19 protein-coding genes and 6 tRNA genes are annotated in these 24,735 nt (G+C 55.2%); 3 read left to right on the top strand and 22 right to left on the bottom strand.

All coding sequences use genetic code 11. The annotated features are described in order from the left end of the window. Window positions 1-73: 73 nt before the first annotated feature. The 10 genes from V2S86_RS13670 to miaB all read right to left on the bottom strand — a co-directional run bounded on the left by V2S86_RS13670 (window position 74) and on the right by miaB (window position 9,817). Window positions 74-799: an amino acid ABC transporter ATP-binding protein gene (locus tag V2S86_RS13670; RefSeq protein ID WP_006319906.1), complete on the bottom strand. Its 726-nt coding sequence runs from the start codon at window positions 797-799 to the stop codon at window positions 74-76. After that, the gene (gltK, locus tag V2S86_RS13665) at window positions 799-1,473 is read right to left on the bottom strand and encodes a glutamate/aspartate ABC transporter permease GltK (protein WP_013811879.1); all 675 of its coding nucleotides are present in this window, start codon (window positions 1,471-1,473) and stop codon (window positions 799-801) included. Before gltK ends, V2S86_RS13670 begins: the two co-directional genes overlap by 1 nt. After that, window positions 1,473-2,213, bottom strand: a complete 741-nt coding sequence (locus V2S86_RS13660; protein WP_004949619.1) for an amino acid ABC transporter permease — start codon at window positions 2,211-2,213, stop codon at window positions 1,473-1,475. The genes gltK and V2S86_RS13660 overlap by 1 nt, the downstream gene beginning before the upstream one ends. A 213-nt stretch (window positions 2,214-2,426) precedes the next feature. After that, on the bottom strand, window positions 2,427-3,323 hold the full coding sequence (locus V2S86_RS13655; RefSeq protein ID WP_330762847.1) for an amino acid ABC transporter substrate-binding protein: 897 nt from the start codon (window positions 3,321-3,323) through the stop codon (window positions 2,427-2,429). A gap of 382 nt (window positions 3,324-3,705) precedes the next feature. Further along, complete coding sequence (gene lnt, locus V2S86_RS13650) at window positions 3,706-5,235, bottom strand: apolipoprotein N-acyltransferase (RefSeq protein ID WP_330762846.1); 1,530 nt, start codon at window positions 5,233-5,235, stop codon at window positions 3,706-3,708. 7 nt (window positions 5,236-5,242) lie between these two features. Further along, entirely contained in the window at window positions 5,243-6,121 is an 879-nt protein-coding gene (gene corC, locus V2S86_RS13645) for a CNNM family magnesium/cobalt transport protein CorC (RefSeq protein WP_330762845.1), read from the bottom strand. An 83-nt stretch (window positions 6,122-6,204) separates the two neighbouring features. After that, the gene (gene ybeY / locus V2S86_RS13640; RefSeq protein WP_330762844.1) at window positions 6,205-6,678 is read right to left on the bottom strand and encodes an rRNA maturation RNase YbeY; all 474 of its coding nucleotides are present in this window, start codon (window positions 6,676-6,678) and stop codon (window positions 6,205-6,207) included. Continuing rightward, a complete protein-coding gene (locus V2S86_RS13635) occupies window positions 6,675-7,730 on the bottom strand; it encodes a PhoH family protein (RefSeq protein WP_330762843.1) in 1,056 nt (351 codons plus the stop codon). Before V2S86_RS13635 ends, ybeY begins: the two co-directional genes overlap by 4 nt. Window positions 7,731-7,932: 202 nt before the next feature. After that, the gene (locus V2S86_RS13630; protein ID WP_004949642.1) at window positions 7,933-8,268 is read right to left on the bottom strand and encodes a zinc ribbon domain-containing protein YjdM; all 336 of its coding nucleotides are present in this window, start codon (window positions 8,266-8,268) and stop codon (window positions 7,933-7,935) included. 124 nt (window positions 8,269-8,392) lie between these two features. Then, the gene (gene miaB, locus V2S86_RS13625; protein WP_330762842.1) at window positions 8,393-9,817 is read right to left on the bottom strand and encodes a tRNA (N6-isopentenyl adenosine(37)-C2)-methylthiotransferase MiaB; all 1,425 of its coding nucleotides are present in this window, start codon (window positions 9,815-9,817) and stop codon (window positions 8,393-8,395) included. 197 nt (window positions 9,818-10,014) lie between these two features. Between miaB and ubiF the strand changes: the two genes are divergently transcribed. Continuing rightward, on the top strand, window positions 10,015-11,196 hold the full coding sequence (ubiF, locus tag V2S86_RS13620) for a 3-demethoxyubiquinol 3-hydroxylase (protein WP_330762841.1): 1,182 nt from the start codon (window positions 10,015-10,017) through the stop codon (window positions 11,194-11,196). Between the two features lie 124 nt (window positions 11,197-11,320). Here the strand turns inward: ubiF and V2S86_RS13615 are convergent. From V2S86_RS13615 to nagB, 12 genes are all read right to left on the bottom strand, one after another. Further along, a tRNA-Gln gene (locus tag V2S86_RS13615) sits at window positions 11,321-11,395 on the bottom strand. 19 nt (window positions 11,396-11,414) lie between these two features. Then, window positions 11,415-11,491 (bottom strand) — tRNA-Met (locus V2S86_RS13610). Between the two features lie 40 nt (window positions 11,492-11,531). Then, window positions 11,532-11,606: transfer RNA gene (locus tag V2S86_RS13605), tRNA-Gln, on the bottom strand. A gap of 44 nt (window positions 11,607-11,650) precedes the next feature. After that, window positions 11,651-11,725: transfer RNA gene (locus tag V2S86_RS13600), tRNA-Gln, on the bottom strand. 29 nt (window positions 11,726-11,754) lie between these two features. Next, a tRNA-Leu gene (locus tag V2S86_RS13595) sits at window positions 11,755-11,839 on the bottom strand. A gap of 7 nt (window positions 11,840-11,846) precedes the next feature. Continuing rightward, a tRNA-Met gene (locus V2S86_RS13590) sits at window positions 11,847-11,923 on the bottom strand. A 219-nt stretch (window positions 11,924-12,142) separates the two neighbouring features. Then, the gene (gene asnB / locus V2S86_RS13585; protein WP_330762840.1) at window positions 12,143-13,807 is read right to left on the bottom strand and encodes an asparagine synthase B; all 1,665 of its coding nucleotides are present in this window, start codon (window positions 13,805-13,807) and stop codon (window positions 12,143-12,145) included. Between the two features lie 288 nt (window positions 13,808-14,095). After that, the gene (locus V2S86_RS13580; protein WP_330762839.1) at window positions 14,096-15,541 is read right to left on the bottom strand and encodes a carbohydrate-binding protein; all 1,446 of its coding nucleotides are present in this window, start codon (window positions 15,539-15,541) and stop codon (window positions 14,096-14,098) included. 199 nt (window positions 15,542-15,740) lie between these two features. After that, window positions 15,741-16,493: an HAD-IIA family hydrolase gene (locus tag V2S86_RS13575; protein ID WP_212558838.1), complete on the bottom strand. Its 753-nt coding sequence runs from the start codon at window positions 16,491-16,493 to the stop codon at window positions 15,741-15,743. 66 nt (window positions 16,494-16,559) lie between these two features. After that, window positions 16,560-17,780: a DNA-binding transcriptional regulator NagC gene (nagC, locus tag V2S86_RS13570; RefSeq protein WP_330762838.1), complete on the bottom strand. Its 1,221-nt coding sequence runs from the start codon at window positions 17,778-17,780 to the stop codon at window positions 16,560-16,562. 153 nt (window positions 17,781-17,933) lie between these two features. Beyond that, window positions 17,934-19,073: an N-acetylglucosamine-6-phosphate deacetylase gene (gene nagA / locus V2S86_RS13565; RefSeq protein WP_330762837.1), complete on the bottom strand. Its 1,140-nt coding sequence runs from the start codon at window positions 19,071-19,073 to the stop codon at window positions 17,934-17,936. 18 nt (window positions 19,074-19,091) lie between these two features. Then, entirely contained in the window at window positions 19,092-19,892 is an 801-nt protein-coding gene (gene nagB, locus V2S86_RS13560; protein WP_330762836.1) for a glucosamine-6-phosphate deaminase, read from the bottom strand. A 335-nt stretch (window positions 19,893-20,227) separates the two neighbouring features. Between nagB and nagE the strand changes: the two genes are divergently transcribed. Then, a complete protein-coding gene (gene nagE, locus V2S86_RS13555; protein WP_330762835.1) occupies window positions 20,228-22,264 on the top strand; it encodes an N-acetylglucosamine-specific PTS transporter subunit IIBC in 2,037 nt (678 codons plus the stop codon). Window positions 22,265-22,505: 241 nt separating this feature from the next. After that, window positions 22,506-24,170, top strand: a complete 1,665-nt coding sequence (glnS, locus tag V2S86_RS13550) for a glutamine--tRNA ligase (protein ID WP_330762834.1) — start codon at window positions 22,506-22,508, stop codon at window positions 24,168-24,170. Window positions 24,171-24,735 lie beyond the last annotated feature (565 nt).

The raw sequence follows: 24,735 nt of genomic DNA, 5'->3' as shown, positions 1-24,735 counted from the left end.
AGAAACAAGCGCTTTTAGTGCCGGGAAGGGGGAGTGAGAATGCGCCCCGGGCGGGGCGCACAGTGTCAATGAATCAATGCAGGATCTTGGCCAGGAAGTCTTTGGCGCGCTCTGATTCCGGGTTGTTGAAGAAGTCGTCTTTGTTGCGGTCTTCGACAATTTTGCCTTCATCCATAAAGATCACCCGGTGGGCCACCTTACGGGCAAAGCCCATTTCGTGGGTTACCACCATCATGGTCATGCCTTCTTGCGCCAGCTCAACCATGACGTCCAGCACTTCGTTGATCATTTCCGGATCAAGCGCGGAGGTTGGTTCATCGAACAGCATGGCGATCGGATCCATGCACAGCGCACGGGCGATGGCCACGCGCTGCTGCTGGCCGCCGGAAAGCTGCCCGGGGAACTTGTTGGCGTGGGCGGTCAGGCCGACGCGCTCCAGCAATTTCAGGCCTTTCTCTCGGGAGGCGGCTTTATCGCGTTTTAGCACTTTTACCTGTGCCAGCGTCAGGTTGTCGATGATCGACAAGTGCGGAAACAGCTCAAAATGCTGGAATACCATGCCCACTTTGGAACGCAGCTGCGCCAGGTTGGTGCTCTTGTTGTTGACCGCCGTGCCGTTCACCAGGATATCGCCTTGCTGAATCGGCTCCAGACCGTTGACGGTTTTGATCAGGGTAGATTTGCCCGAGCCTGAAGGACCACAGACCACCACCACCTCGCCTTTTTTTACTTCTGTGGTGCAATCGGTCAGAACCTGAAAGTGACCGTACCACTTAGAAACATTTTTCAGGGATATCATCAAACAGTCCTTTTCTTCAAATAGCTTACCAGCGCCGAGGCGGCGATACTGATAACAAAATAGACAAAGCCGGCGAACAGGATCATTTCAACCTGCGTGCCGTCGCGCTCGCCGATGGTTGAGGCGGTACGGAAGAAGTCGGCCAGGCTCAGTACGTAGACCAGCGAAGTATCCTGGAACAGTACGATGCCCTGAGTCAGCAGCAGCGGAACCATTGCGCGGAACGCCTGCGGCAGGATCACCAGCTTCATCGACTGCCAGTGGGTCATGCCCAGCGCCAGTGCGGCGGAAGACTGGCCGCGGGAAATACTGATAATGCCGGCGCGGATAATTTCCGAGTAATAGGCCGCTTCAAACAGGGAAAAGGCTACCATAGCCGAGATTAGGCGAATATCGGTTTTCGGCGACAGCCCCAGAACTTGTTGTAATAAGCTTGGAACCACCAGGTAGAACCACAGCAGCACCATCACCAGCGGTACGGAACGGAAAAGGTTGACGTAGAGCGTGGCAAACCAGCTGATAGGCTTGATTGGCGACAGGCGCATGACCGCCAAAATGGTGCCCCAGAGGATGCCGAAAACGATGGCGGTCACGGTGATCTTCAGCGTGATGACCAACCCTTGCAGCAGGTAAGGGAAGCTTGGGACAATGGATGCCCAGTCAAATTCGTACATTATTTACTCCCCATATTGCCAGGCAACTGCACTTTCTTCTCTACCAGACGCATAAACAGCATGATCACGGCGTTGATGCCGATATAGGCCAGCGTAATGGCGGTAAAGGATTCATAGGCATGCGCGGAGTAATCCAGCAGTTTACCGGCTTGAGCGGCCATATCCACCAGACCAATGGTTGACGCGATGGCGGAGTTTTTGACCAGGTTGAGCATTTCCGAGGTCATCGGCGGCACAATCACCCGGTAGGCGTTCGGCAGCAGCACGTAGCGATAGGTTTGCGGCAGCGTCAAGCCCATGGCGAGCCCGGCGGCGCGTTGGCCACGCGGCAGGGACTGAATCGCGGCGCGTACCTGTTCGCACACGCGGGCAGCGGTAAACAGCCCGAGGCACAGCATGGAGGAGATAAAGAACTGCACGTTAGGATCGAGTTCGGTTTTGAACCACATACCCAGATTGGCCGGCAGCAGTTCCGGAACCACCAGATACCAGGTAAAGAATTGCACAATCAGCGGCACATTACGGAATAGTTCGACGTAACAGGTGCCGAGAGCGGAAAGAAAACGGTTTGGCACGGTACGCAAAATACCGAACAGCGAACCGACAAAGAAAGCGATAATCCATGCACAGACGGAGAGGGCTACCGTAACCTGGAAGCCGGACCAAATCCAGCCGAGGTAGGTGGTATTCCCAAACGGGGCCTGCTGCAGGAAGATACCCCAGTTCCAATCTATTGACATAACAAACTCCGTTAAGCGGGCGCAGAGCGCCTAAAGATTGATGACTATTCAGCAGCACCGATCGCATCGCGGCCAGTCAGGCTGGCTTATGTACGCGAGTATCGGTTGTGAGTTAGGGGAAAATGAGGGAGGGGAACGGCCCCCCTCATTCCTGTCTGTCCCAGCCATCAACAGGGCTGGTTTGGCCTGGCGGCCGCCCCAGCTCTTTTTCTATTAGTTCAGTGCTTTATCGTTCGGCTCTTTGAACAGTTGCTTCATGTCGTCTGACAGGGCGAAGTTCATGTTGAGGTTCTTGGGTGGAATTGGCTGGTTGAACCACTTATCAAACCATTTTGCCGCTTCACCGGAGGTTTGGGCCTGAGCGATGGTGTCATCGACCAGTTTTTTGAACTCGGCGTCGTCTTTACGCAGCATACAGCCGTAAGCTTCTTTCGACTGCGGTGTGCCGAGAATTTCCCATTGATCCGGCTTCTTCGCTTTGGCTCGTTCGCCTGCCAGCAGCGCGTCATCCATCATGAAGGCTACGGCACGGCCGCTTTCCAGAGTGCGGAACGAGTCACCGTGGTCTTTGGCGCTGATGATACGCATGTTCATCTTGCCGCTGTCGTTCAGTTTGTTCAGCAGCACTTCTGACGTGGTGCCGGAGGTGACCACCACCGGTTTGCCGGCCAGGTCTTTGAAGTCTTTGACGTCAGAGCCTTTTTTCACCAGCAGACGGGTACCTACCACGAAGATGGTGTCGGAGAAGGCCGCCTGTTTTTGACGTTCAACGTTGTTGGTGGTTGAACCGCATTCAAAATCAAAGGTGCCGTTCTGCAGCAGAGGGATACGGTTCTGCGAGGTGATCGGCAGCATTTTTACCTGCAGATCGGGGATGTTCAGTTTTTTCTTAACAGCTTCAACGATTTGGTTGGAGTAGTCCTGGGAGTAGCCCACAACTTTCTGCTGGTTGTCGTAGTAGGAGAACGGCACTGACGATTCGCGGTGGCCGACAACAATCACGCCGTTGTCTTTGATTTTTTTCAGCGTACCAGTCAGTTCTTCTGCATGGGCTACGTTACTCGCCATACCGATCAGCAGTAACGATAACGCCAATTTACGCATTTGCATGGTCCAGCTCCTTTGCTGTTGTCGTGGTTCTGACGAAAGAGCGTCAGGTTTAAAACGGGGATCTCTTACTCAAGATATAAAGATAGTCTTGGAACGGATAACCGTTAGAAAATAGCCGATTGTGAACGCAATGAAACTAAAATGTTTCATTTTTTGAGACGCCACACGCACCAAATTAATGCAACAAAACCCTGATGCACCTTTCCGGTGCCGGTGATGCTCTCAAGTTGTGCGTAAGTGCGACAAAACGTCAGTAAAAGTAAATCGGCTTTAAATCACAGAGTAATTAAAGCAAGGAGTGTGCCAGAAGCGTTGATTTGACGGACATTTGACGCAGATAGGGAAGCGGTGCGCAGTTCACTGAACTGCGCACCGGGTGAGATTACTTGCGACGCAGGCCAAGCATCAACGCCATGCCGCCAAGCAGCAGGGTGATGATCCACAGCGGCGTGGCACCAAAGCGGGCGTATGGCGTAATGCCGGTGGTCGGAGTGACTTTCACCTCGAGCACGCTGCGGGTGAACTGCGGGATCTCGGCTATCACCTCACCGTTGGCGTCAACAGCGGCGGTTACGCCGTTGTTGGTGCTGCGCAATAACGGGCGCCCCAACTCCAGCGCACGCATGCGCGCCATCTGGAAGTGCTGCCACGGGCCGATGGAATGGCCGAACCAGGCGTCATTGGAGAGGGTCAGCAGGAAGTTGGTGTCCGGGCGGAAGTTATCGCGCACCTGCTGGCCGAGGACAATTTCATAACAGATCGCCGCCGTCAGGTTATACCCCTTCACGCTCAACTGCGGTTGCACGTAATCGCCGCGGCTGAAGGATGACATTGGCAGATCGAAGAACGGCGCCAGTGGCCTCAACAGCGTTTCCAACGGCACAAACTCGCCGAACGGCACCAGATGATGCTTGTTATAGCGGTCTTTGGCCGGGTAGACGTACGGCCCCTGTTCACCCAATACAATGGCGCTGTTATAGATTTGCTGGCCCTGCGGGGTGGCGCGCACGTCAACAATACCGGTGATCAGGCTGCTGTTTTTGGCGCGCATCAGGTCGTCCATCATGGTCAGGAAGCCGTTCTGGCTGGCCTCGTAATCCGGGATGGCGGATTCCGGCCAGATGATGATCGGCGCCTTGCCCATATAGGGGCGGGTTTCATCCAGATAGGTTTGCAGCGTGCTGACCAGCGCTTTCGGATCCCACTTCATCGATTGGGCGATGTTGCCTTGTACCATGGCGACATTCACCGCTTTCTCCGGCTGCGGGGTAAACCAGTGCAACTGACGCAGCGGCCAGGGCAACAACAGCAGTGCGACGGCAACGACCGCGGCGGCAACGCGGCGTTGGTTGATGGCATACACCAGCAACCCGGCGATCGCCATCAGCATAAAGGTGATGGCATCAACTCCCAGCAGCGGCGCGACGCCTTTCAACGGGCCGTTGAGCTGGCTATAGCCGAATTGTAACCAGGGGAAGCCGGTCAGCACCCAGCCGCGCAGAAACTCGGTCACTTGCCACAGCACCGGCGCGGCAATCGCCAGGCGATACCAACTGGTGGCCGGCCACAGGCGCGCCAACAACCCGGCGAACAGCCCGGTATACAACGCCAGGTAGGCGGCCAGCAGCGCGACCAGGAAAATATTGACGGCAAACGGCATACCGCCGAAGTCGGCAATGCTGACGTAAACCCAGTTGACGCCGGCGCCAAACAGACCGAAACCCCAGCAGAAGCCGAGCAGGGCGGATTGTTTGGTGGTGCGGTTCAGGGTAACGGCCAGCAGACCGAACAGGGAAACAATGGCCGCAGGCCATATATCGTAAGGAGAAAACGCCAGCGCGCCGCCAGCACCAGACAACAGCGCCAGCAGGGCGCGAACCCGCTGGCGTTCAAGGAAAGAGGCTTTAGCCATGTTGGATTTAGTCTTCCAGTTTCGGTTGTGGAGAATCGTCCGGAATTTTTACATGAACCTGGATGATACGTCGACTGTCGGCCATCGCAACCTTAAACAGGTAACCTTCGATTTCAATGGTTTCCCCGCGGGCGGGCAGGTGCCCGAAGGCTTGCATCACCAGGCCACCTATGGTGTCGACTTCGTCGTCGCTGAAGTGCGTATTGAAGGTTTCGTTGAAGTCTTCAATCGGCGCCAATGCCCGCACGGTATACATATGGCGGCTGAGTTGGCGGATGTCCAAATCTTCTTCGTCGTCATATTCGTCTTCGATTTCGCCGACAATCAGTTCCAGAATGTCTTCGATGGTGACCAAACCGGAAACGCCGCCGAATTCGTCAATGACAATCGCCATGTGATAGCGTTGGGAGCGGAACTCCTTCAGCATCCGATCGACCCGTTTGCTTTCGGGCACCACCACCGCGGTGCGCAGCACCTTGTCGATGCTGAACGGCTCAGACTCTGCGCGCATAAACGGCAGCAGATCCTTGGCCATCAGAATGCCTTCGATGTGATCTTTATCTTCGCTGATCACCGGGAAGCGCGAGTGGGCGGATTCAATAATCACGTCCAGGCACTCTTCCAGCGTCTGGTTACGCTTGAGCGTGACCATCTGAGAGCGCGGGATCATGATGTCGCGCACGCGCTGCTCGGCGATATCCATCACGCCTTCCAGCATGTCTCGGGTATCGGGGTCGATCAGATCGTTTTGCTCGGAATCGCGGATCAGCTCTACCAGATCGCCACGGTTTTTCGGTTCGCCGTGGAATAGCTGGTTAAGGATGAGAGTAAAGAACCCCTTCTTGGGACTGGGGCTGTCATTGCTTTGTGAATGGTCGTCGCTCATGGCGTTTTAGTTAATATCACTCATGTAAGAGTTAGGGGCGTCAGCGACAGCCCCTTACAGGGGCTGCGGGGAATCAGCTGACGTCAGATGGGGTCTTTTTCCGCCAGGTACGGGTCCGGATAGCCCAGGCCGTGCATGATTTCGGTTTCCAAAGACTCCATTTCTTCGGCTTCATCGTCTTCGATGTGGTCATACCCTAGCAGATGAAGGCTGCCGTGGACAACCATATGCGCCCAGTGGGCCTCCAGCGCCTTGTCTTGCTCAACCGCTTCCTGTTCAACGACCTGACGGCAGATGATCAGATCGCCGAGCAGCGGCAGCTCGATGCCCGGCGGAGCTTCGAACGGGAAGGACAGCACGTTGGTCGGTTTGTCCTTCCCACGATAGGTCAGATTCAGTTCGTTGCTCTCGGCTTCGTCCACAACGCGAATGGTGACCTCGGCCTCTTCCTGAAACTGGGGCAGCACGCCCTCCAGCCAGCGCTGGAAGGTGGCTTCGTCCGGCAGGCCGTTGTTGTCTGCACAGGCAATTTGCAGATCCAAAATCACCTGACTCATAGTGTCTCCTGCCCGGAGGCGATGATGGCCTCGTGCTTACGTTGTTCGGCAATCGCGTCTTTGCGTTTTTGTTCGGCGGCTTCCCAGGCTTCATAGGCGACAACCACGCGTGCTACCACCGGGTGGCGCACCACGTCTTCGCTATGGAAGAAGTTGAAGCTGAGTTCTTCGACATCCGACAGGACTTCTATCGCATGGCGAAGGCCGGATTTCTGGTTGCGCGGCAGGTCAATCTGGGTAACGTCGCCGGTGATCACCGCCTTCGAGTTGAAGCCGATGCGCGTCAGGAACATCTTCATCTGTTCGATGGTGGTGTTCTGGCTCTCATCGAGAATGATAAACGCATCGTTCAGCGTGCGGCCGCGCATATAGGCCAGCGGCGCGACCTCAATCACGTTGCGTTCGATCAGCTTCTCCACGCGCTCAAAGCCCAGCATTTCAAACAGGGCGTCGTACAGCGGGCGCAGGTAAGGATCGACCTTCTGGCTCAGATCCCCCGGCAGGAAGCCCAGTTTTTCACCGGCCTCAACCGCCGGGCGAGTCAGCAGAATGCGGCGAATCTCCTGGCGTTCCAGGGCATCTACCGCAGCGGCGACGGCCAGATAGGTCTTCCCGGTCCCCGCCGGCCCAATGCCGAACGTGATGTCGTGATCGAGAATATTGGCGATGTATTGCGCCTGATTCGGCGTGCGCGGTTTTACCATGCCACGCTTGGTTTTGATGGTCACCGCTTTGCCGTAATCCGGCACGCTGTCGGCTACCTGCTCAAGCACCCGGCTCTCTTTGATGGCCAGATGGATCTGTTCCGGATCGATATCCGGGATCACGCCGCGAATAGGCGCGGTGTCTACGTACAGGTGGCGCAAGATATCGGCGGCGGCAACCACGCACGGGTTTTTGCCAACCAGCTTAAAACGATTGTCGCGGCGGTTGATCTCAATCCCCAACCGGCGTTCGAGTTGTTTGATATTGTCATCAAACGGGCCGCACAGGCTGAGCAATCGCTTATTGTCTGCCGGCTCTAACAGAATTTCTTGTGTTGCGACGTTCAAACTATTCCTCAAGGCTCATATCGGGCCTGGTTGATTTTCGGTACGCGCATTCAGGGCAAACCCTGACGTTTCTACCTTGAATTATTCATGGTGCGCCGTACTGGCGCAAGTTTACCCATGATCTATCTGTGCGCCGGCGGTGTAATTCAAGGGCAGGGTGAGGAAAAAACGCGGCAAAAACAGCCGCGTAATTGCGCGAGGATCAGTTCTTTTTCACGAACTCGGATTTCAGCTTCATCGGGCCAAAACCATCGATTTTACAGTCAATGTTGTGGTCGCCCTCCACCAGGCGAATGTTTTTCACCTTGGTGCCAATTTTCAGCATCGAAGAGCTGCCTTTCACTTTTAAGTCTTTCACCACGGTCACGGCATCGCCGTCGGCCAGCAGGTTGCCGTTGGCGTCTTTGACGATCAGCGCATCGCTGTCCTCTGCCGGCGCGCTGTCGCTCCACTCATGAGCGCACTCAGGGCAGATAAACATCGCATTGTCCTGATAGGTGTATTCGGAATTGCACTTCGGGCAGTGTGGGAGTTGCATGCTATGTCGCCTCTTAAAATAGAAAAAAGAACATCACCGGACGCTAGCGCCCGGCTGATAAATAATAAGGATAAACGTTAACGTGGCGACGGGCGCCACGGTTTACGGCAATGCGGAAACGGCGTCAGGGCTGGTAAGTGCCGACACCCAGCGCATTTTCTTTGCGGGTACGGGCGATCACCGACTGCGGGGATTCATGTACGCGCAGATCCATCTGCTGTTCGGTACGCACCACTGCGCCACGCAGTGTGTTGGTCATTACCTCGGTGATTTCCACATCAACGAACTGGCCGATCATATCCGGCGTGCCTTCAAAGTTCACCATACGGTTGCATTCGGTGCGACCGGCCAGCTCCATCAGGCTTTTGCGCGAGGTGCCCTCAACCAGAATACGCTGTACGGTGCCGAGCATGCGGCGACTGAACTGCAGCACCTGCTGGTTGATGCGATCCTGCAGGATATACAGGCGCTGTTTCTTTTCGTCTTCGCTGACGTCGTCCACCATATCGGCCGCCGGGGTGCCGGGGCGTGACGAATAGATAAAACTGAAGCTGGCGTCGAAGTTAATCTCGGCGACCAGGTTCATGGTTTGTTCGAAGTCGGCCTGGGTTTCTCCCGGGAAGCCGATGATAAAGTCAGAGCTGAGCTGTATGTTCGGCCGCGCCTTGCGCAGTTTGCGAATGATCGCTTTGTATTCCAATGCGGTGTGCGCGCGTTTCATCATGGTCAGTATGCGGTCTGAGCCGCTTTGTACCGGCAGATGCAGGAAGCTGACCAGCTCTGGCGTGTCTTGATACACCGCGACGATGTCGTCGGTGAACTCAATCGGATGGCTGGTGGTGAAACGGATGCGGTCGATGCCGTCAATTGCCGCCACCAGGCGCAGCAGCTCGGCAAACGAGCAGATACCGCCATCGTAGGTGGCACCGCGGTAGGCGTTGACGTTCTGGCCGAGCAGGTTCACTTCTCGTACGCCCTGTGCCGCCAGTTGGGCGATTTCGAACAGCACGTCATCGCTTGGGCGGCTCACTTCCTCGCCGCGGGTGTAAGGCACCACGCAGAAGGTACAGTATTTGTTGCAGCCTTCCATGATGGAAACAAAGGCGGTTGGGCCTTCGGCGCGCGGTTCCGGCAGGCGATCGAACTTCTCGATCTCTGGGAAGCTGATGTCGACGATTGGGCTGCGGGTGCCGCGCACGTGGTTGATCATTTCCGGCAGGCGGTGCAGGGTCTGCGGGCCGAACACTACGTCAACGCAGGGCGCGCGGGTGCGGATCAATTCGCCTTCCTGGGAGGCGACGCAGCCGCCCACGCCGATGATCAGCGCCGGGTTTTTCTCTTTCAGCAATCTCCAGCGCCCGAGCATGGCGAAAACTTTTTCCTGCGCCTTTTCACGAATTGAGCAGGTGTTCAGCAGCAGCACGTCCGCTTCTTCGGCGTTTTCGGTCCACTCGAAGCCGTGCGTGCTGTTCAACAGGTCGGCCATTTTCGATGAATCGTATTCATTCATCTGGCAGCCCCAGGTTTTGATATGTAGTTTTTTCGTCATTGACTTGCCATTACTCAGTGCGGAGCGAAAGTTGCGTTAGGCGACATGCAGAAGGCGTATTGTAATCATTTGGCGCCGTTGTGACCAGCGCGGGGAAAAGGGTATGCGACCTGATGCGCAATTAAAAATCCGGTACACTGATGCCAAATGCCGTGCCCGCTGGGATGGCGATAATTCACTAAGAAAACATGGCCAAAATGAACACATCTCAAAAAAGGTATGACGCCGTAGTGGTAGGCGGCGGGATGGTCGGCGCGGCGGCGGCGCTGGGATTGGCGCAGGCCGGTTGGTCGGTGGCGCTGTTGGAACATCAGGCGCCGCAGGCGTTCGATGTGCAAAGCCCGCCGGATCTGCGTATTTCCGCGATTGGTTGCACCTCGGTGGGGTTGCTCAAGCAGCTTGGCGTCTGGCCAGCGGTGGCGGCTATGCGCGTGGCGCCGTATCGCCGGTTGGAAACCTGGGAGTGGGCATCTTCACGCGTGGCGTTTGACGCGGCGTCGCTGGGGCTGCCTGAGCTGGGCTTTATGGTGGAAAATCGGATTTTACAATTGGCGCTGTGGCAGCAAATGGAGCAGTGCGACAATTTGACGCTCTGTTGCCCCGCCAGGCTGCGTTCGCTGCAACGGGCAGATGAATATTGGCAACTGGAGCTGGACTCTTCTGAGAGTCTGCAGGCGCGGCTGGTGGTAGGCGCCGACGGCGCTAATTCGCAGGTGCGCAATCTGGCGGCCATCGGCACCAGCGGTTGGCAGTATCGCCAGTCCTGCATGTTGATCACCGTCGATACCGGTGCGCCGCAGCAGGATGTGACCTGGCAGCAATTTTTCCCTTCCGGGCCGCGCGCTTTCCTGCCGCTGTACGATCGATGGGCTTCGCTGGTGTGGTACGACAGCCCGCAGCGTATCCGTCAGTTGCAAGCGATGCCGCCGGCGCAGCTTGAGCGGGAAATCGCCGAAGCGTTTCCGGCTCGCCTGGGAGCGGTAAAAGTGCATGCCGCCGGGGCCTTTCCGCTGGCGCGCCGTCATGCACAGCGCTATGTACTGCCTGGGCTGGCGTTGCTCGGTGATGCAGCGCACACCATCAACCCATTGGCGGGGCAGGGGGTGAACCTGGGTTATCGCGATGTGGAAGCGTTGCTGGCGGTATTGAGTGACGCGCGGGAACAGGGCGAGGACTGGAGCAGTGAAGCGGTGCTGATGCGCTATCAGCGCCGTCGTCGCACCGATAACCTGCTGATGCAAAGTGGCATGGATCTGTTTTATACCGCTTTCAGCAATAACTTGGCGCCGCTGAACGTAGCGCGCAATATTGCGCTGATGGCGGCCCAGCGGGCAGGCAAGCTGAAGGAACATGCGCTGAAATACGCATTAGGGTTGTAGTTAAGGCGGGGTTTTATTGGTACGGGCGCAACAGGCGGCGCCCGCTATCCCGCTCTAACGAGACTTGAACGAACGCAGGAACGCAGAATAGCAAAAAGCCCGCCGAAGCGGGCTTTTCTAAATGTGGCTGGGGTGCCAGGATTCGAACCTGGGTATGCTGGTATCAGAAACCAGAGCCTTACCGCTTGGCGACACCCCAATGGTATAACAGTAAAATATGGTGGCTACGACGGGATTTGAACCTGTGACCCCATCATTATGAGTGATGTGCTCTAACCAGCTGAGCTACGTAGCCATTTTTCGATATTTTACCTTAAAAGTCAACAGTGTCGGTATGGCTGGGGTACCTGGATTCGAACCAGGGAATGCTGGTATCAAAAACCAGTGCCTTACCGCTTGGCGATACCCCATCAACACGTAAACCTTTTTTGCAGCATCCCCATCCTAAAAAAGATGGCTGGGGTACCTGGATTCGAACCAGGGAATGCCGGTATCAAAAACCGGTGCCTTACCGCTTGGCGATACCCCACCTGCTGCCTGCTCGACGATGAAAAGAAATGGTGCGGGAGGCGAGACTTGAACTCGCACACCTTGCGGCGCTAGAACCTAAATCTAGTGCGTCTACCAATTTCGCCACTCCCGCAAAAAGATGGTGGCTACGACGGGATTTGAACCTGTGACCCCATCATTATGAGTGATGTGCTCTAACCAGCTGAGCTACGTAGCCATCTTTTTTCGCGCAACCTTCATCGGCGTTGCGGGGCGCATTATGCGTATATGGCCGTTTTGCGTCAACAAGTTTTTTCCCGAAAAAGCGGCTGGATGTGTTGTTTGTCTGGGTTGTGAACAGTATGGTGATAAAATCATCAATTCAGGTGATTAATGGTTGAAAACATCAACAAAAAAGCGGGCCATGAGGCCCGCCCTGGAGATAAAACCCGCGTGATTACTTGTAGGCGGATTGGTGGACGCCGACGGCACGGCCAGAAGGGTCATCCATCTTTTTGAAGGATTCATCCCATTCGATGGCTTTCGCTGAAGAGCAAGCCACTGAAGGGCCGCCAGGTACGCATTCGGCCGCGCTTGGCAGTGGGAACAGCTCTTCGAAGATTTCGCGATACAGGTAGCCTTCTTTGGAGCTCGGCGTGTTGTACGGGAAACGGAAACGTGCGGTTTCGAGCTGTTGATCGCTGATTTGCTTCGCAGCGACTTCTTTCAGCGTGTCGATCCAGCTATAGCCTACGCCGTCGGAGAATTGCTCTTTCTGGCGCCAGGCCACGCTGGCCGGCAGATAGGATTCAAAACACTCGCGCAGGATGTGTTTTTCCATTTTGCCGTTGCCGCACATTTTATCTTTCGGGTTGATGCGCATCGCCACGTCGAGGAACTTCTTGTCCAGGAAGGGGACGCGAGCTTCCACGCCCCAGGCGGACATCGCCTTGTTGGCGCGCGCGCAGTCAAACATATGCAGCGCCAGCAGCTTACGTACGGTCTCGTCGTGAAACTCACGCGCATCCGGCGCCTTATGGAAATACAGATAGCCGCCGAACACTTCGTCCGCACCCTCGCCGGACAGGACCATCTTGATACCCATCGCCTTGATTTTACGCGACATCAGGTACATTGGCGTGGAGGCGCGAATGGTGGTGACGTCGTAGGTTTCGATGTGATAAATCACGTCGCGGATGGCGTCCAGGCCTTCCTGCACGGTGAAATGAATTTCATGGTGCACGGTGCCCAAATGGTTGGCCACTTCCTGCGCGGCGCGCAGATCCGGTGAACCTTCCAGGCCGACGGCAAAGGAGTGCAGCTGTGGCCACCAGGCTTCGCTGCGCTCTTGATCTTCCACACGGCGTGCGGCGTATTTTTTGGTAATGGCGGAAATTACGGAAGAATCCAGGCCGCCGGACAGCAGTACGCCGTACGGCACGTCGGACATCAGGTGGCTTTTCACCGAATCTTCCAGCGCGTTGCGCAGGGCGTTGGCATCGGTCACGTTATCTTTGACATTGTCGTAATCGAACCAGTCGCGCTGGTAATATTCACGGATCTGGCCGTCCTGGCTCCACAGATAGCTGCCCGCCGGGAATTCTTTGATGGTGCGGCAGACCGGTACCAGCGCTTTCATTTCGGAGGCGACATACAGGTTGCCGAATTCGTCATGGCCCATGTACAGAGGGATAATACCCAAATGATCGCGGCCAATCAGGTAAGCGTCTTTCTCTGAATCATAAAGGGCGAAGGCGAACATCCCCTGCAAGTCGTCGAGGAAGTCGATGCCTTTCTCCTGATACAGCGCCAGGATCACTTCACAGTCGGATGCGGTCTGGAACTCGTAACGATCGCTCAGCTGTTGGCGCAGTGCCTGGTGGTTATAGATCTCACCGTTTACGGCCAGAACGTGGGTGTGCGCAGCGTTGTACAGCGGTTGAGCGCCATTGTTGACGTCGACAATCGACAGGCGCTCATGCACCAGAATGGCTTTATCGCTGGCGTAAACGCCGGACCAGTCCGGGCCGCGATGGCGCATCAGACGAGACAGCTCCAGCGCTTTCTTACGCAGTTCAACGGGATCGGACTTCAGATCGAGCACACCGAAAATAGAACACATATAACGACTCTCCTAACGACTTTTTTAGACTGTGATGTTGTTTTGCTGTTATGGGCGGCGCGGCCGGTTCATCAGTGATGACGCGGTTTTGCTGCGTTGTGTTTATGAAAATGCGTCAAAACCGGCAGGGGATGCAAGCGTTTTAGCGTTACGCAGAAAAATAGTTGTTTGGGGGGTGTCTATTTTTAGCGGATATTCATTTTTTGTCGTTTTTAATTAAGGAATGTCTAATTTTTTGGTGAATGAATGAGTCGCCGGACAATTTTACCGGCGACTCATTGCTGACTATCAGGCGGTCAGCTGCCATAAGGTGAAGGCGGCATCCGGCGTCCAACCGGGATTCGAGGTGTGTGCCTGGAGGCAGGTATATTTTTTGCCTTTATAGGTCACCACATCGCCCGCCTTGTAGCTGTGATTGTTTTGCCACTCGGCCGTGCCCGGATCGGGCGGCGTGCCGCTGTCAGCAGTTTTCACCGCCAGCGCACTGCCAGGCAGCGAAGTATTGCCCTGGTTGTCGGTCGCGGTAACAAAATAGCTGTACTGAGTCGATGGGAGCAAGCCGCTGTCCTGCAGCGAAAGGCCGCCGGTCTGGCCGATGGCGCTGCCGTTGCGGTAAACCGCATAGTGGCTGATCGGATAAGTGCTGCTTGCTGCGGTCCAGTTTAACGTCAGCGACGTCGAGGTCACTGCGCTGGCGTTCAGCGCCGTAGGCGCATCAGGCTTTCCCGGCTGCGGTGGGGTGACTCCACCCTGGATCAACGGCGCATAGCGCGTTTTGAATTCCCAGTTATAGGCAACGCCGGCGCTGCTTTTGCCATTGTCCCAGTTGACCGACCAGGTCATCAGCCCTTTGATCGACAGCCCTTTGGCGTCCAGACGTTTGAAAGCGTTGAATACCGCCTGCGGGTTGATCACATAGCCGCTTCCTGCTGCGTCCACGTTGCTTGGCAGGCCGATCACAAACTTGGCCGCCGGGATCTTGGTGTAACCGCGGGTGCCGGTAACCAGGCTTTCGGTCAGGTAATAAAGAAACTCTTCTTTTTTGGCATCGTCAACCTGAGTGATCCAGGCATTGAGTTCGTCAACCCAAATGCCATCGCCGCCCTGATTATAGAACTGCGGCGCGATAAAGTCATAATAGCCTTCGAGTGCGGTAATATAATCCAGATAACTGCCGTTGGTGCGTAAATAAGGGAATTCAGGCGCCATGCTGATAATGAATTTTTTGCCTTGTGCGGCATAATAATCCTTAACTTTTTTCAGCGCGGCGGGCAATACGGTTTTATTATTGGCTGCGCCAATCGCCGCTTGTTCCAGGTCAATATCCAAGCCATCAAAGCCATAGGTTTCTACCAGACGAATAATTTCATCTTTCAGCTTGTCTTCATCGCCGGTTTTCAATTCGATGTGCGCGTCTGCGCCGCCGAGTGAAATCAGTACCGCCCGGCCCTGGCTGTTAAGCACGCCAACCTGGCGGCGGAACTCGGCGTCGGAGAGATTATAAGGCTTGAAGGTAGGGATACCTTCACCCTTCATGAAGGCGACCGCCACCACATTATATTCAGGCGGGATATCGGTCAGATCCATATTGGTGAATTTACCTTGCTTGTAACCATCGCTGGCGCCGGCCAGCCAATTATGCCAAAAGCCCATCAGGATTTTTTTGCCGGTCAGATCCGGCATCGCGGCAGCAGCATCTGCGGTTTGTACATTGATAATGTTATTCGTGCTCATGGTGGCCTCGTTATTTTTTAAGTAAGGGTATTTTCACTCGCCGGCAATTCAGTGATTGGCGGGGTGTAAATACATAGTGCGGATTTTTAACGAGGGCAGGCTGAAACCTTTTGCGCCCATGAATAAATTAAATTCACGTTGGCGAAGGTTTTATTATTGAGAGGAGGAGCAGAGGCGACCATTGAGGCCGCCGCAGGGCTTAAAAAATGGTGATGTCGGCCACGGAAGGGAAAATATAGCTCGGGCGGAACGGCATGGTTTCGACATCGTTAAGCGTCGAGACGCCGGACAGCACCAGCACGGTTTCCAGACCGGCCTGGAAGCCCGCCAGAATGTCGGTGCGCAGGTTGTCGCCGACGATCACCGTTTCTTCCGAGTGTGCCTGCATCTTGTTCAGCGCGGCGCGAATGATCCACGGACTTGGCTTACCGACGTAAAACGGCTTGCGGCCGGTGATCTTTTCGATAGGTGCGCACAGCGCACCGCAGGCAGGCGTAAAGCCGTGACCATGGCTATCCGGGTTGGTGGCGATAAAGCGCGCACCGTTGTTCACGAAGTAGGCGGCCTTATGCATCATATCCCAGTTGTAGGAGCGGGTTTCGCCGACAATCACGAAGTCCGGGTTGATGTCGGTAATGGTGAAACCGGCCTTATAGAGTTCGTGAATCAACGCACCTTCACCGACCACATAGGCTTTTTTGCCCTCCTGGCGGCGCAGAAAATCGGCGGTGGCCATCGCGGAGGTATAAAACGCGCTCTCCGGCACGTCCAACCCGGCGGCGGCGAAGCGGTTCGCCAGATCCTGCGCGGTTTGTGACGGGTAGTTGGTCAGCACCACCAGCGGCATACCCTGTTCCTGAATGCGCGCCAGGAAAAGATCGGCGCCGGGGACCGGTGTGTTGTCATGCAGCAGCACGCCGTCGATATCACATATAACGTTCTTGATTGTCATCGTTGCTGTTTCTCATGATTACGGCAGGCAAAAACGCGAAGATGCACACCTGCCTGAAGCGGCGGCTCAACTTTCCAGCAATCGCTGCAATAGCACGCCGTTGAGCATCGCCCGTTTGGCCAGGGCGAAAGCGCCGATCGCCGAGCGATGATTGAGTTCGGAAGTGACCACCGGCAGATTTTTGCGGAAGTCCTTCAGCACCTGAGTGTTGATGCAGCTTTGGATCGCCGGCAGCAGCACTTTTTCGGCCTCGGTAATTTCCCCGGCGATCACCACTTTTTGCGGGTTAAACAGGTTAATGGCGATAGCCACCGCTTTGCCGAGGTAGCGGCCGACGTGCTCTATCACCTCGCTGGCCAGCAGATCGCCGCGGTTGGCCGCTTTGCAGATGGCGGCGATGCTGCAATCGTCGAGCGTCAGCTTGCTTGGGTAACCCTGGGTCAGCAAATGGCGCACGCGGTGTTCAATCGCGGCATTGGCGGCCACGGTTTCCAGACAACCGAAGTTGCCGCAGTGGCAGCGCTCACCCAGGGGATCGATCTGAATGTGGCCGATTTCGCCGACGTTGCCGTTATTGCCGAGGAAAATCTGGCCATTGACGATAATGCCGGCACCGGTACCCCGATGCAGACGCACCAGAATAGAGTCTTCGCAGTCACGGGTGGCGCCAAAGTAATGCTCCGCCAGCGCCAGGCTGCGGATGTCGTGCCCGACAAAGCTGGTGACGTTGAAACGTTGCTGCAGGTTATCTACCAACGGCCAGTGGTTGACGCTGATGTGCGGCATATAGCGCACCACGCCCAGCGCCGGATCAACCAGACCCGGCAGGATCACCGAGATGGCGATCAGCTCGCGCAGTTTGCGTTGGTAGCTTTCGATAAACTGCGCAATGGCGTTGAACAGCGCATTTTCCAGCGTCTCTTGAGTGCGTTCCGGCAGCGGGTAGTGTTCTTCACCGAGCGATTTTCCGCTCATGTCGTACAGGGTGATGGTGGCGTCGTGACGCCCAAGACGCACTGCCACTGTGTGGAAGTGCCGGGTTTCGGAGACAATGGAAATGGCGCGACGGCCGCCGGTGGAGGCTTGCTGATCGACTTCCTTGATCAGCCCGCGCTCCAACAGCTGGCGAGTAATTTTGGTGACGCTGGCGGGCGCTAGCTGGCTGAGTTCGGCTATCTGAATGCGCGAGATCGGACCTTGCTGGTCGATCAGGCGATACACTGCTGCGCCGTTGAGTTGTTTGACTAAGTCAACGTTCCCTATTTGTGCCTGTCCGCCAGTACTCATCAATAATTTTACTCGCTGTCTACCCTTCATACTTCAAGTCGCAGGGGTGTTGGCCGCCTTTACTCACTCAAATCACATACCTGCGTATGCTCATTGAGGTTCGTGCAGTTGCCGCCTACCTGCCACTCGAATTATTTTGGGTACATATGTTAGTTAAACCTCGTTACCGTTAACGAGCGTTTTGGTGATATTAAAATCACGGGTAAATGCAGTCAGGTTCGCCACTTTGCCGGCTTCGATTGTGCCTAACAGGTGGTCTACGCCGATGGCGCGCGCCGGATACAACGTTGCCATGCGCAGCGCTTCGTCCAGCGCAATACCGACGTGCTCTACGCTGTTTTTCACCGCGTCGATCATGGTCAGCGCCGAACCGCTCAGGGTGCCGTTCTCATCCACGCACAGCCCGTCGCGATAGTATATTGTTTTACCGGCAAAAATAAATTGGTCAATCTCTGCGCCCGCCGGGGCGGTGGCATCGGTGACCAGCACCAATTTATCACCTTTCATGCGTTTGGCGTTACGGATACTCGCCCAGGCCACGTGATGGCCGTCGGCAATGATGCCGGTATACACTTCAGGCGTATCGAAAATCGCTCCCATCAGGCCAGGTTCGCGCCCGGTGATATACGGCATGGCGTTATACAGATGGGTCGCAAAGGTGATGCCGGCGGCAAAGCCGGTGCGGGCCTGATCGTAAGTGGCGTTAGAGTGGCCGGCGGACACCACGATGCCCGCTGCGGTCAGCTGCTTGATAAAGTGCGGCTCTACCATTTCCGGCGCCAGCGTGACTTTGGTGATCACATCGGCGTTGGCGCACAGATAGTCGATCATCTCGCTGGTCGGTTTGCGGATGAACGCCGGGTTGTGGGTGCCTTTTTTCAGCGGGCTAAGGTACGGCCCTTCCAGATGCAGGCCAAGCGCCTGATTCGGGTGTTTTTTCAGATAAGCACGCATCACATCGATGCTGTGCTTCATAAATTCGTCGCTGCTGGTGATCAGCGTAGGCAGATAGCTGGTGCAGCCGGATTTTTCGTTGGCGCGCTGCATGATCTCCAGCGTCTCTTCCGAAATGGCGTCCAGCGAATCGTTAAATTGTACGCCGCCACAGCCGTTAAGCTGCACGTCGATCAAACCGGGGGCCAGGATGGCGCCACCCAGATCGCGCGTTTCAATGTCGGCCGGCAGTTCAGCCAGCGGACAGACTCGTTCAATCAGTCCATCAGCGATGATTACCGCATGGTCGTCAAGCACGTCGTGGCCGGTGAAAATCCGGCATTGGGTTAAAGCGAACATCGTAGCCCCCTGCAAAAATTAAAGACTCTTAACGCTTTCCGCTTCTAACTCGCGGAAGTATTTAACGGTTTTGACTTTCAGTTCCATGGTGGAAGGTTCATCGCACACCACAACCGCCTTGGCGTGCAGCTGCAGGCAACTGATGGTCCACATATGGTTGATATTGCCTTCCACTGCGGCTTCCAGCGCCTGTGCCTTGGCATGGCCAGTCACCAGAATCATCACTTCTTCTGCGTCAAGCAGCGTACCTACGCCCACGGTCAGCGCGTATTTCGGCACCAGGCTAACATCGCCGCCGAAGAAGCGAGAGTTGGCGATGCGGGTATCTTCAGTCAGCGTTTTGATGCGGGTACGCGACGCCAGTGATGAAGCCGGCTCGTTAAACGCAATATGACCGTCAATGCCAACGCCGCCCATAAACAGGTGGATTTTACCGTAAGACTTGATTTTTTCTTCGTATTTACGGCATTCGGCGTCCACGTCCGGCGCATTGCCATTCAGCAGGTTGATGTTTTCGCGTGGAATATCAACGTGATCAAAGAAATTACGGTACATGAAGGTATGATAGCTTTCCGGGTGTTCCTGCGGCAGGCCAACGTATTCATCCATGTTGAAAGTCACTACATGCTTAAAGCTTACTTCACCTGCTTTGTGCATCGCAATCAGATGTTTGTAGGCTTCGAGCGGAGTCCCGCCGGTTGGCAGGCCGAGTACAAACGGACGCTCCGCAGTAGGCTTGAATGCGTTGATGCGCTGGACGATATGGCGGGCGGCCCATTTGCCGACTTGTGCAGTATCTTTCAGTGGGATAAGTCTCATCTAACACCTCTTTGGGTAAGTAAACTAAAGCTATACTGTTACGGGCCTGAATAAGAGTCTAAGCGTAATCCAACTTTATGATTCTCACGTGATGCGTCAGTCCCGATGATTTTTTGAATGATAAAATAAGTTTTGTGTGATGGCTAGCAATGTGGCAGCTTAAGACTACTTTTTGGTGATATAAATCACAAAAAAGGAGCTTTTAATTTGCGATACGAAATAATTTTTTTACACTCCGCATGAGTGATACGTGCCATGCGTTATTTCTAAAAGGTAGTGAGAGAGTTAAATAAACTACTAATAGGGTCCGTCCGCGGACAACATAGGGGGAAAAGGTGAACATTCTTAGTTATTTGCAAAAAGTGGGCCGCGCCTTGATGGTGCCGGTTGCCACGCTGCCCGCCGCCGCGATCTTGATGGGCGTAGGGTACTGGATTGACCCTGTTGGTTGGGGCGGCGATAACGCATTCGCCGCATTATTGATTAAATCCGGCTCTGCCATTATCGATCATATGGCGGTACTGTTCTCCGTCGGTGTGGCTTATGGCATGTCCAAAGACAAGGACGGTTCCGCTGCCCTGACCGGTTTTGTCGGTTTCCTGGTATTAACCACCCTCTGTTCACCGGCCGCCGTGTCGATGATTCAGAAGATCCCCCTCGACCAGGTCCCTGCTGCCTTTGGCAAGATTGAGAACCAGTTCGTCGGTATTCTGGTGGGTATCATCTCCGCAGAAGTCTACAACCGCTTCAGCGGCGTTGAGCTGCCGAAGGCGCTGTCGTTCTTCAGCGGCCGCCGTCTGGTGCCTATCCTGATCTCCTTCCTGATGATCCTGGTGGCCTTCATCATGATGTATGCCTGGCCGGTGGTTTTCGGCGGTCTGGTGAGCTTCGGTGAGCATATCCAGAAATTGGGCTCTGTCGGCGCAGGTATCTACGCCTTCTTCAACCGCTTATTGATCCCGGTCGGTCTGCACCATGCATTGAACTCGGTGTTCTGGTTCGACGTGGCGGGCATTAACGACATCCCTAACTTCCTTGGTGGCCAGCAGTCTATCGAAGCCGGTAAAGCGGTTGTCGGCATCACCGGTCGTTATCAGGCGGGCTTCTTCCCAATCATGATGTTCGGTCTGCCGGGTGCGGCGCTGGCTATCTATCACTGCGCACGTCCGGAAAACAAAGCCAAGGTCCTGGGGATCATGATGGCGGGTGCCTTTGCCGCCTTCTTTACCGGGATCACCGAACCGCTGGAATTCTCCTTCATGTTCGTGGCTCCGGTACTCTATGTGATCCACGCGATACTGACCGGCATCTCGGTGTTTATCGCTGCTCACATGCATTGGATTTCAGGTTTCGGTTTCAGCGCCGGTCTGGTGGATATGATGCTGTGGGTGCGCAACCCATTGGCAACCCACTGGTACATGCTGATCCCGCAGGGTCTGGTGTTCTTCGCCATTTACTATGTGGTGTTCCGCTTTACCATCAACAAGTTCAACCTGATGACCCCAGGGCGCGAACTGGCGGTTGCCGGTGACGAAACCGACGGTTATGACGTTAACGTCGGCACCGACGCGGGTAAAGACGAAAACGAAACCACCACCCTGGCACGCCGTTACGTGGGCGCCATCGGCGGTTCTGACAACCTGACCGGCATCGACGCCTGTATCACCCGTCTGCGTCTGAACGTGAAAGATTCTGCACTGGTGAACGACGCGGTGGCGAAACGTCTAGGTGCTTCCGGCGTAATCCGCCTGAACAAACAAAGCGTGCAGGTGATTGTCGGCACCCGTGCGGAGCTGATTGCCAGCGCCATGCGCAACGTGGTCGCCGCAGGTCCGGTTGCCGCTACCGTCGCGCCTGCTGCAGCCCCTGTAGCCGAAGCCAAGCCGCAGGCAGTGCCTAATACGCCGAAGGTGGCTTTTGAGACGCTAGTGGCTCCGGTCACCGGCGAAGTGGTGTTGTTGGATCAGGTTCCTGATGAAGCCTTTGCCAGCAAAGCGGTGGGTGATGGCCTGGCTATCCGCCCGACCGACAAAACCGTGGTGGCGCCGGCGGACGGCACCATCGTGAAAATCTTCAACACCAACCACGCTTTCTGTCTGGAAACCGACAAGGGCGCGGAGATTGTGGTGCACATGGGTATCGACACCGTGGCGCTGAACGGTCAGGGGTTCAAACGTCTGGTAGAAGAGGGGGCTGAGGTGAAAGCCGGTCAGCCGATTCTCGAGTTGGATCTGGACTTCCTGAACGCCAATGCCCGCTCGATGATAAGCCCGGTGGTGGTGAGCAACTCTGACGATTACGCCGGCCTGGCTGCACTGGCGACCGGTTCCGTAGTCGCAGGCCAGACCAAGCTGTTCGACATCCAGAAGTAAAGTGTTTTACCTGAGTAGTACCCAGGGTGTTTAACGAGTCATGACGGAACACACCCTACCTTTGGCGGGAAGAGAGCGATCTCTTCCCGCTTTTTTATAGGCGCAATTTGCTCCGTTGTGGTGCTGTGGTCTATTGCGGTGCAGAGCCCTGCATTTTTCGTGAAACAAACGGTTGTTTCCGGGCGTGGCTTGTTGGATCATAGGCGGTTATGTGTAGCGCTTTGCATTGAGGAATAGTCAAATGAGTGAGGCTGAAGCCCGCCCAACCAATTTTATCCGTCAGATCGTTGATGAAGATCTGGCATCAGGGAAACACGCGTCGGTACATACCCGTTTCCCGCCTGAGCCAAATGGCTATCTGCATATCGGCCATGCCAAATCCATCTGCCTGAACTTCGGCATCGCCCAGGATTACCAGGGCCAGTGCAACCTGCGTTTCGATGATACCAACCCGGTAAAAGAAGACATCGAATTCGTCGAGTCAATCAAGCACGACGTGGAGTGGCTGGGCTTTGAGTGGAGCGGCAATGTTCGTTACTCCTCGGATTACTTCGATCAGTTGCACCACTATGCGGTTGAGTTGATCAACAAAGGTCTGGCCTACGTCGACGAACTGTCGCCTGAGCAGATCCGCGAATATCGCGGCAGCCTGACTGCACCCGGCAAAGACAGCCCGTATCGCGGCCGCAGCGTGGAAGAGAACCTGGCGCTGTTTGAGAAAATGCGCAATGGCGAGTTTGCCGAAGGCACCGCCTGCCTGCGAGCCAAAATTGACATGGCTTCGCCGTTCATCGTGATGCGCGATCCTGTGCTGTACCGCATTAAATTCGCAGAACACCATCAGACCGGCAACAAGTGGTGCATCTACCCGATGTACGATTTCACCCACTGCATTTCCGATGCGCTGGAAGGGATCACCCACTCGCTGTGTACGCTGGAGTTCCAGGACAACCGCCGTCTGTATGACTGGGTGCTGGATAACATCACCATCCCTTGCCATCCGCGTCAGTACGAGTTCTCGCGTCTCAATCTTGAGTACGCCATCATGTCGAAGCGCAAGCTGAACCAGTTGGTGACCGAGAATATCGTTGAAGGCTGGGATGATCCGCGTATGCCGACCGTGTCAGGTCTGCGTCGCCGTGGTTATACCGCGGCTTCGATTCGTGAGTTTTGCCAGCGCATCGGCGTGACCAAGCAGGATAACAACGTCGAAATGGTGGCGCTGGAGGCTTGCATTCGTGAAGATCTGAACGAGAATGCGCCGCGTGCGATGGCCGTGCTGGATCCGGTGAAAGTGATCATCGAGAACCGGGCGGAAGGTGTGGAAATGGTCACCATGCCCAACCACCCGAACAAGCCGGAAATGGGCAGCCGCGAAGTGCCGTTCAGCCGTGAGATTTATATCGATCGTGCCGACTTCCGCGAAGAAGCCAACAAGCAATATAAGCGTCTGGTGCTGGGCAAGGAAGTGCGTCTGCGCAATGCGTATGTGATCAAGGCTGAACGCGTCGAGAAGGACGCCGAGGGTGAGATCACCACCATTTTCTGCAGCTACGATGCAGATACGCTGAGCAAGGATCCTGCCGATGGCCGCAAGGTGAAGGGCGTGATCCACTGGGTTTCCGCTGCGCATGCGCTGCCGGCGGAAATCCGCCTGTACGATCGCCTGTTCAACGTGCCGAACCCGGCGGCGGCAGAGGATTTCCTCGCGACCATTAACCCGGAGTCGCTGGTTATCAAGCATGGCTTCGTGGAGCCAAGCCTGGCTGCCGCACAGCCGGAAAAAGCCTATCAGTTCGAACGTGAAGGCTATTTCTGTGCCGACAGCCGCTACTCTTCGCCTGAGCATCTGGTGTTTAACCGCACCGTTGGCCTGCGTGACACCTGGGCGAAAATCGACGTCTGAGAGTGATATTTCGCTGACGGATAAAAGCGCAACTCAGGTTGCGCTTTTTTTTATGGCATTCACCGTTTTTCCCCTTTGCCCATAGCTTATTTCATCAACCTCATTTTAGATTTTCATCACGACCTTTCATCATCAATTCCTTGATATAAGGCTTCATTCAGTTAACATTACCTTATATATTCGTGATGCGAATTAATTTCATTTAGAGAGCGCTCTCAGATTTTCTTTTCTGGCTGATGGTTTTCGTTATGCTGAAACCATTAATCGTCTCTGGTTGACCTGGTATCAATAATTATTCTGATTTTATTGAATTTTTTATTCAAATCCCTCTTTGCACAGCGACGTAACGCAATCTCAGCGATATGTGCTCTTTGTCATACTTTGACAAATCTCTCTCATTTTTCATTTGATAATTCGCGTCGCGAAAAATAGTCTGTCTGTAGCAATAAGTGCTGTGGGGATTTCACCCCGCCGCAATATTTTTTTACCCGATTGGGTTTTTTTATTGGCAGTCGTGCAGGGCAGTGGTGAACACGGGCGGCTGCAACTTTTAAAGTTAAGTCAA

The sequence above is a fragment of the Serratia sp. C2(1) genome, from assembly GCF_036352655.1.
GTDB classification, from domain to species: Bacteria; Pseudomonadota; Gammaproteobacteria; order Enterobacterales; family Enterobacteriaceae; genus Serratia; species Serratia inhibens.
The sequence above is the reverse complement of the archived record's forward strand: the minus strand, read 5'-3'. Positions and strand labels throughout refer to the sequence as shown.